We start from the raw sequence: 7,988 nt of genomic DNA, 5'->3' as shown, positions 1-7,988 counted from the left end.
GCCGGTGCCGAGCTTGCGCTTCAGGTAGCGGTGCAGGGCGATGTAGCGCTCGACCTTCTGCCGCACCACCGCCGGCTGGTCGGTGCGCTTGATGCTCCAGGAGCCCTCGATGTTGACCGTCGCCAGCCGGTCGACCGAGCCAGCCGCGACCTTGCGGATCGCCTCCAGCTTGCTGTCGATATGGGCGGTGTCGATCTCGTCCCGGATCTTGCCGCCCTTGAAGAAATAGCTGGGCGTCAGCAGCGGCAGCCGGGTCAGCCCGCACTTCTCCAGACCCTGCGGCTGGTTGGCGAAGGTGAAGTTGTAGTAGAGCCGGAACGGCTTCGGCGCCGGGACCGTCGTGGCGGCGGCCGCCACGACCTGGAAGGCATCTTCCTGGAAAACACTGCCGTCATCCGCGGAGGTGACCAGGTCACCGGCTCCGATGCTGCTCAGAACTTCTGCTGGTAACGGCAGGCTGAACCCATGGCGAGCTGAAATATCCGTGGGTTCAGGAATGTCTTCTGGAAGATTTCCGTAAGATGTTGAGCTAAGCATCAGGAATGAAGCGGTGAATATCAGGGCCGAAGTCGAAGCTAGCGAAAGCGTCCGCAACTGGCTGCTCCTGAAAATCAGAGTTCAGCCAGGAGATGAATGATTGCCGTCATCCGGTCAACCCGAGGATGAACGAACGACGCCGGCTCAGCGGTCGGGAAGCAGCGTGCAGCCGCTAAGATCCGCCCCGTTTGTCCGGGCGAAGGCGAGTAATTCCCGCCACCAGTCGGCGTTCTTGTCGAAGGTTGCCCGCCCGGTCCCGTCGGGGCCGAGCGTGCCCCAGATCACGACGCCGTCGGCGCCGAGCTTGCGCAGCGTCTCCAGTTGGTAGGCGAAGAAGCCCTTGGGCAGGAACTTGTTGGCCAGCTCCGGCACGTTGATCTTGTTGTGGTACTGCATCCAGACGAACGGGTAGACTGGCCGGTCCCAGCTTTTCGCGACCTTCAGCGACTCGCGGGCCGCCACCATCCAGCCCTGCACCGTGAGCTGCCAGCGCTCCGCTTCGGTGCGGCCGAGATCATCGTACCAGAGCGTGTATTGCGGCGGGAACAGCGCGTCGGACCGGCGCGCCAGCCGCTCGATGCCGAGATTCGCCTGGGCGGCCAGGGCCGGTGCCTGGATGAAGTCCAGGTACTGCACACTGGCTGGGTGGCCGAAATAGTCGGTCTGGTAGCTGAAATAGTCCTTCAGCGGCGCCTCACCGTACACGCCGAACCGGTACTTCTTGCCCAGCCGGTCCTCCAGATAGTCCAGCACGTCCAGGTAGCGGTCGACCTTCTGCCGCACCACGGCCGGGGCATCGGTGCGCTTGATGCTCCAGGCCCCCTCGATGTTGACGATGCCGATGTCGCCGCTCTTCGGCGTGAACATCGCTTCGATCTTGCCCAGGCGCTGGTTGACATAGGCGCGGTCGATCCGGTCGGTGGACTTGCCGCCCGGGAAGAACAGGGACGGGGTGAGCAGCGGCAGCCGGGTCAGGCCGCATCTGTCCAGGCCGTCCGGCTGGTTGGCGAAGGTGAAGCTCTGGTAGAGCTTGAAGCTCCTGGCCGGCGCTTCCTCCACCGGCTGCGGCATCCGCGTCAGGGGAAAGCTGCGCAGGCGCAGGCTGCCCGGCCGGGCCGGGTCGTAGACGCCCCAGGGCGGGTCGGCCGCCAGGGCCGGCCCGGCGCCAGGGGTGCCAGCCAGGATGCCGGCCAGGAGGCTCAGCGCCAGGACGATGTGATGGACGACCCGTGTCAAGCCCGGCTCCTTCCCGTGCGGGCGTCGGCCGGCGTCGCGGCCGCGCGCAGGGCCGGATCCCGGTGTTCCAGCATGGGCAGATGCCATAGCCGGATCGCCCATTTCTGGAAACCCGCCGGCTTGACGCTCCGGCGCCCGCGCCCCATGGCGATAAGGACCGCCAGGAGATGCCCGCCATGACCTTTCGCTGCGACGTGCCGGCCGTTCCCACTATCCAGCAGGACGACCAGGCCGTGCGCATCACCCGCTGGGACTTCGCGCCCGGTGCCGCCACCGGCTGGCACGAGCATGGCTGGCCCTATTTCGTGGTGATGCTGGTGGATGGGACGCTGCGCATCCACGACGGCGACAAGGTCACCGACGTGCCGCTCGTCCAGGGCCAGTCCTACGGGCGGCCGTCCGGCATCAAGCACGACGTGATGAACGGCTCGCCCCACCCGATCGCCTTCATCGAGATCGAGATCAAGCGGCCGGACCTGCTGCCGCGCTAGGCCGGCCGCAGGCACCCGCGTAGGGCTGCTCGACCTCCGGATCATGCCGGGCCAGCTCCTGCGCGGTAGCCTCGCACACGTCCTGCAGCTCCCCGGTCAGGAGGTCGATCTGCCTGCCCGCCAGTGCCTCATGCTCGATCCTGCGTGCCAGGATGCCGATCCGCAGCAGGCCGAAGCTCGGCGCCGTCCCGGCCAGACGGTGCGCCGGCTTGGCGGCCTCGGGCAGATCGTCCTTCAGCCGCTGGATCTCCGCCACCAGCTCCTTTGCCGAGACCAGCGCATCACGCAGGAACTTCGCTGCTCGCGCCGCCCCGGCCATCCGGGTGAGCGCCTCGATGCGGGCATGGTCGAGCAGGGGATCGGCCGCAATGCCATCGGCCGGCGCTGCCGGAAGGGCCGGTGCCGCAGCAGGGGCCGGTGCAGCGTCCGCCCGGGAGGCGGGCCGGTGGATCCCGGCCAGGACCCGATACAGTTCCCCCCAGGCGATCGGCTTGGTCAGCACGTCGTTCATGCCGGCGTCCAGGCAGCGGCGCCGTTCGGTCTCCATCACATTGGCGGTCAGTGCCACGATCGCGACGCTGCCGTGGGGCGCGGGCAGCTGCCGGATCCGCTGCGTCGCCTCGATCCCGTCCATCTCCGGCATCTGGACGTCCATGAGGACGATGTCGAACTCCCCCTGGCCGGCCTGCTCGACCGCCTCCCGGCCGTTCCGGGCGAAGGTGATCGAGTGGCCGCCCCTGGTCAGGATGGCGTGCAGGAGGTCGCGGTTCACCTCGACGTCCTCGGCCACCAGGATCCGCAGCGGTGGACCCGAGGCCGGATCCGGATCGGCCTGCTGCTCAGGGAGGCTCCGGTCGCCTTCGGGCAGGCGGAGCTCGAACCAGAACAGGCTACCCCGGCCGGGCATGCTTTCTCCACCGATCCGGCCGCCCATCAGCTGCACCAGATGCTGGCAGATCGCGAGGCCGAGACCGGTACCGCCATAACGCCGGGCGATCGAGCGGTCGGCCTGGGTGAAGGCCTGGAACAGGTCCTTCAGCCGCTCCGGATCGATGCCGATGCCGGTGTCGCGGATCTCGAACCGGAACCAGCCCTCGTAGCCGTCATCGCACCGGCGGATCGTCATCCGGACGCCGCCCTGGCTCGTGAACTTCAGCCCGTTGCCGATCAGGTTGACGAGAATCTGCCGGAGCCGGGCCGGATCGCCCTGGACCACCGGCGGCAGCTGTGGGTCGAGGTCGAAGTCGAGCGCCAGCCCGCGCTCGATCGCCTGGGGCGCCATCATGGCCTGCACCTGCATCACGACCGTGGACAGGGAAAAGTCGACCTCGTCCAGATGGAGGCCGCCGGCTTCAAGCCGGGAGAAGTCGAGGATGTCGTTGATCACGCCCAGCAGGTGATGGCCGGAGAGCTGGATCGAGCGGACATAGTTCTGCTGGCGCGGGCCCAGCGGTTCGGCTGCCAGAAGATCAGTCATGCCGAGCACGCCAGTCAGCGGCGTGCGGATCTCGTGGCTCATCGCCGCCAGGAACTGCGCCTTGGCCCGCTCGCTTTCCTCCGCCTTCGCCTGCGCTAGCCTGGCCTGGGCGGCGGCCGCTTCCGCTTGGCCGAGCGTCTTGCGCAGTAGCGCGAAGTTCTGTTGGCGCGCATGGGTGAACCAGCCGGCGCCGAGGCTGAAGACGATGCTGGACGCGATGGCGATGGTGACGTGCACCCGCCATTCGGCGAGCAGTGCGGCGGCCGGCTTCGCTGCGACCACCCACAGGCCCAGCTCGCCCACCTCCGCGACCGAGACGACATGCTTGGCCAGTACCATGCTGCCGGCCGCCGCAGTGCCCGAGCGGAGCCATTCGTCCAGGGCAGGCGGACGCGGCGGAGCCGCATCGAAGTGCGGCCAGTGCCTGGCGTCCAGGGCGTAGAGTTCGCCCGACCCGTCGACGAGTGCTATTGTCTCCTCCGGCTCGGCCAGCAGGTCGGCGAACATCCGGGCGTACAGATCCACGTTCGCCCTTACCACGACCACCCCTGCCAGTTGACCGGTGGCGGAGCGCAGCGGCCAGCTGACCGGCACGATCCGGCGGAAGGGCGGGTATCGAGAAATGACCGGATCACCGATTGCCATGCCCCTGGCATGGTTCTCCAGGTGAACCCTGAAATACTCCCGGTCGCTGAGGTCGAAGCTGCTCCCTGGCACGACGCTGGTAAGCCGGACCCTGCCCTTGCTGTTGGTGATGATCACGTTGCGGTCGCTGGTGCCCTTGTCGTACTCGACTATGCTGCGGGATAGCCGTCTGTACACTCGGGCGATGCTGAATTGGCCCTGGGCGAGTTCCTGGACTGCGATCGACACGAGCAGGTCCAGTGCATCCAGGTCCCTGCGGACGGAACTGGCCGCGGCGAGGCTGGTGGCGGTCAGCCGGCCCTCGGCAGTGGCCAAAACCCGTTGGCGGTCCATTTCCAGCAACGGTGAGGCCAGGAGGGCGCAGCAAGCCAGGCAGGCGAGCGCAACCAGGAGCCCAGCCTGCCATGGGCTCAGGGAATTGAACCTCTGCGCCAGCAAGCCGAAGATGTTTCTCATGCCAGAGGGCATTAGAATTTATTGAGACGCTGTATCTGCATGGCGATATCATTGCTGCAATCGTCAGCGGACGGAAGGCTCGCCATGTAAGGTAGCGTGTTTTGATTTCCGGAAAAAATGATGAACAATCCCATCCCGGCTGATGCACTTCCTCCACTTGGCGCCAGCCGGCCGGACACACCCGGCCGGGGCCGGCCCACCGGAGGCGGATCTTTCCCGCCCGCCGCTCGCTTGACCAAACCCCTGCGCATCGTCAGATGACGAGCATGCCTGACGTCGACTCTCAGCTGCCCGTTCCCGATGTCCCGCCGGTCCTGCTTGAGGACGCCGACCCGGCCATCCTCAAAGGGGCCGACTTGATCCGCCGGGAGATCGCCCGCCTGCCGAACGCGCCCGGCGTCTACCGGATGCTCGACGAGAAGGGGGCCGCCCTCTACGTCGGCAAGGCCAAGAGCCTGAAGAAGCGCGTGGTCGCCTATACTAGGCCGGAGCAGTGCAGCGCCCGCATCCGCCGAATGATCGTGCTCACCCGGGCCATGGAGTTCGTCACCACCCATACCGAGGTGGAGGCGCTGCTGCTCGAAGCGAACATGATCAAGCAGCTCCGCCCGCACTTCAACATCCTGCTGCGCGACGACAAGTCCTTCCCGTTCATCGCGATCGACACCCGGCAGGACTTCCCGCAGATCCGCAAGCATCGTGGCACCCGGCTCAAGGGTGTCGACTATTTCGGCCCGTTCGCCTCCTCGGGTGCGGTCGATCAGACGCTCAAGGCGGTGCGCCGCGCCTTTCCGCTGCGCTCGTGCAAGGACAGCATCTTCCACAACCGCTCCCGGCCCTGCCTGGAGCACCAGATCAAGCGCTGCAGCGCGCCCTGTGTCGGGCGGATCTCCAAGGAGGACTATGCCGGCCTGGTGGGCGAGGTGAAGCTGTTCCTGGCGGGCCGCTCGCGCGAGGTCCAGGCGCGCCTGGAAGGCGAGATGACGGAGGCGGCCGAGGCGATGGCGTTCGAGCGGGCAGCGGCGATCCGCGACCGGATCAAGGCGCTGGCCCATGTCACCGCGCACCAGGGGATCAACACCGAATCGGTCGACGATGCCGACGTGGTGGCGCTCGCGGTGGAAGGCGGTGCCGCCTGCGTCCAGGTGTTCTTCTACCGGGGCGGGCGCAACAACGGGAACCGGCCCTACTACCCGGCGCACACCAAGGACGCGGAGCCCGCCGAGATCCTGGAGGCCTTCCTGGCGCAGTTCTATGCCGACCGGGTGGCCCCGCCGCTCCTGCTCCTGTCAGAGGAGGTGCCGAGCCGCGAGCTCCTGGCCGAGGCGTTCAGCTTCCACGCCAAGCGCAAGGTCGAGCTGGCCACGCCCAAGCGCGGCGACAAGTTGAAGCTGGTGGAGCTGGCCCGCACCAATGCCCGCCAAGCGCTGGCCCGCCGGCTTGCCGAGGAAGGGGCGCAGTCCCGGCTCCTGGAGGCGCTGGGCAACCTGCTCGGCACCGACGAGCCGCCCAGGAGTGTGGAGATCTACGACAACAGCCACATCCAGGGCTCGGACGCGGTGGGCGTGTGCGTGCGCGCGACCGCGCAGGGCTTCGACAAGTCCGGCTACCGCACCTTCAACATCAAGAGCCCGGAGACCAGGCCCGGCGACGACTTCGCCATGATGCGCGAGGTGTTCGGCCGGCGCTTCGCCCGGCTGCAGAAGGAGGATCCGGAGCGGGCCACTCCTGCCTGGCCGGACGTGGTGTTGATCGATGGCGGGGCCGGCCAGCTCCATGCCGCCCGCGCCGTGCTGGACGAGCTTGGCATCGAGGAGCAGTGCCTGGTTGGCGTCTCCAAGGGGCCGGACCGCGATGCGGGGCGGGAGAAGCTCCACCTGGAGGGCCGGGAGGAGCCGATCGCGCTGGAGCAACGCGATCCCTTGCTTTATTTCATTCAGCGGCTCAGGGACGAGGCGCACCGGTTCGCGATCACCACCCATCGCGGCCGGCGCGGCCGGCGGACCGAGCGGTCGGCGCTGGATTCGGTTCCCGGCATCGGCCCGCGCCGCAAGAAGGCCCTGCTCGCCCGCTTCGGTTCGGCACGGGGCGTGGCGGAGGCGGGCATCCAGGACCTGGAGCAGGTGGACGGCGTCAGCGCCGCCATGGCGCGGACCATCTACGACCATTTCCGCGGCGGCTGAAGGAGCCCGTCCCGTTGCAGATGACCCTGCCGAACATCCTGACCCTGTTCCGGATCGCCCTGATCCCGGTGGTCATGGCGATGTTCTATGTCGAGGGGAACTGGGCACGCTGGGTCGCCTGCGCGATCTTCCTGCTCGCCGCCACCACCGACCTGCTGGACGGCTGGATCGCGCGCAACTGGCGCCTCCAGTCCGCCTTCGGCCGCTGGCTGGACCCGGTCGCCGACAAGCTGCTGGTGGGCGCCACGGTGGTGATGCTGGTGGGCTTCCACCGGGCACCTTTGATCCCCGCCGTGGTCATCCTCCTGCGCGAGATCGCCGTCTCCGGCCTGCGCGAATACATGGCCGAGGTACGGGTCGGTATGCCGGTCACGCCGCTCGCCAAGTGGAAGACCGCGGTGCAGATGGTCGCAATCTGCTTCCTGATCCTGGGTCCGGCCGGCCCGGACTTCCTGCTCACCGAGATGGTCGGCTTCTGGGGCATCTGGCTGGCCGCGGCCCTCACCCTGCTCACCGGCTGGGACTATCTGAACGCCGGGCTGCGCCACATGGCGGCCGGCCACCCGCCGCCCCCGCCGTCCCATCCCACCGCACCGCTGGGAGCCCGTCAGCCTTGAAGATCCTGTATTTCGCCTGGTTGCGGCAGCGCACCGGCACGCCGTCCGAGACCATCGAGCTGCCGGACGGTGTGACTACCGTGGCCGGGCTGATGGCCCATCTGGGCGAGCGTCACCCAGGCTTCGCTGAGGCGGTCGGCGCCAAGGGCATCGTGCGCTGCGCGGTCAACCAGCGCCATGTCGACCGCGACCATCCGGTGGCGAACGGCGACGAGGTCGCCTTCTTCCCGCCGGTCACCGGGGGCTGACGCGGTGGCGGTGCGCGTCCAGGCCGAGCCGTTCGATGTCGGTCAGGAGCTGGCGCAGCTCACCGCCGGCAATACCGGCATCGGCGGGGTCGCGAGCT

Annotated in this window: 7 protein-coding genes; 4 read left to right on the top strand and 3 right to left on the bottom strand. The window is 67.9% G+C overall.

The window, feature by feature from the left end; genetic code table 11:
* The coding region (locus EQG76_RS04660; RefSeq protein WP_159711029.1) for a hypothetical protein at positions 1-357 on the bottom strand (357 nt) is incomplete at its 3' end.
* Positions 358-681: 324 nt separating this feature from the next.
* On the bottom strand, positions 682-1,773 hold the full coding sequence (locus tag EQG76_RS04655; RefSeq protein WP_159711027.1) for a hypothetical protein: 1,092 nt from the start codon (positions 1,771-1,773) through the stop codon (positions 682-684).
* Between the two features lie 176 nt (positions 1,774-1,949).
* Here EQG76_RS04655 and EQG76_RS04650 point away from each other — a divergent pair, with 176 nt between their 5' ends.
* Positions 1,950-2,264, top strand: a complete 315-nt coding sequence (locus tag EQG76_RS04650; RefSeq protein WP_159711025.1) for a cupin domain-containing protein — start codon at positions 1,950-1,952, stop codon at positions 2,262-2,264.
* On the opposite strand, the gene EQG76_RS04645 is transcribed toward EQG76_RS04650, so the two are convergent.
* The gene (locus EQG76_RS04645; RefSeq protein ID WP_159711023.1) at positions 2,236-4,701 is read right to left on the bottom strand and encodes a hybrid sensor histidine kinase/response regulator; all 2,466 of its coding nucleotides are present in this window, start codon (positions 4,699-4,701) and stop codon (positions 2,236-2,238) included. The two genes, EQG76_RS04650 and EQG76_RS04645, sit on opposite strands and share 29 nt — an antisense overlap.
* A gap of 407 nt (positions 4,702-5,108) precedes the next feature.
* On the opposite strand from EQG76_RS04645, the gene uvrC reads away from it, so the two are divergent.
* From uvrC to moaD, 3 genes are read left to right on the top strand one after another with little or no spacing between them, the layout of a single operon-like run.
* Complete coding sequence (uvrC, locus tag EQG76_RS04640) at positions 5,109-7,025, top strand: excinuclease ABC subunit UvrC (protein WP_159711021.1); 1,917 nt, start codon at positions 5,109-5,111, stop codon at positions 7,023-7,025.
* Between the two features lie 14 nt (positions 7,026-7,039).
* Positions 7,040-7,642: a CDP-diacylglycerol--glycerol-3-phosphate 3-phosphatidyltransferase gene (pgsA, locus tag EQG76_RS04635; protein ID WP_159711019.1), complete on the top strand. Its 603-nt coding sequence runs from the start codon at positions 7,040-7,042 to the stop codon at positions 7,640-7,642.
* Entirely contained in the window at positions 7,639-7,890 is a 252-nt protein-coding gene (gene moaD, locus EQG76_RS04630; protein ID WP_159711017.1) for a molybdopterin converting factor subunit 1, read from the top strand. Before pgsA ends, moaD begins: the two co-directional genes overlap by 4 nt.
* The last annotated feature ends 98 nt before the right edge of the window (positions 7,891-7,988 follow it).

The organism is Geminicoccus flavidas (genome assembly GCF_009806515.1).
GTDB lineage: Bacteria > Pseudomonadota > Alphaproteobacteria > Geminicoccales > Geminicoccaceae > Geminicoccus > Geminicoccus flavidus.
The sequence above is the reverse complement of the archived record's forward strand: the minus strand, read 5'-3'. Positions and strand labels throughout refer to the sequence as shown.

Bases quoted from the DNA above. Each gene is read 5' to 3' on its own strand.
- uvrC (WP_159711021.1), top strand. From the start codon at position 5,109: ATGCCTGACGTCGACTCTCAGCTGCCCGTTCCCGATGTCCCGCCGGTC.
- EQG76_RS04650 (WP_159711025.1), top strand. From the start codon at position 1,950: ATGACCTTTCGCTGCGACGTGCCGGCCGTTCCCACTATCCAGCAGGAC.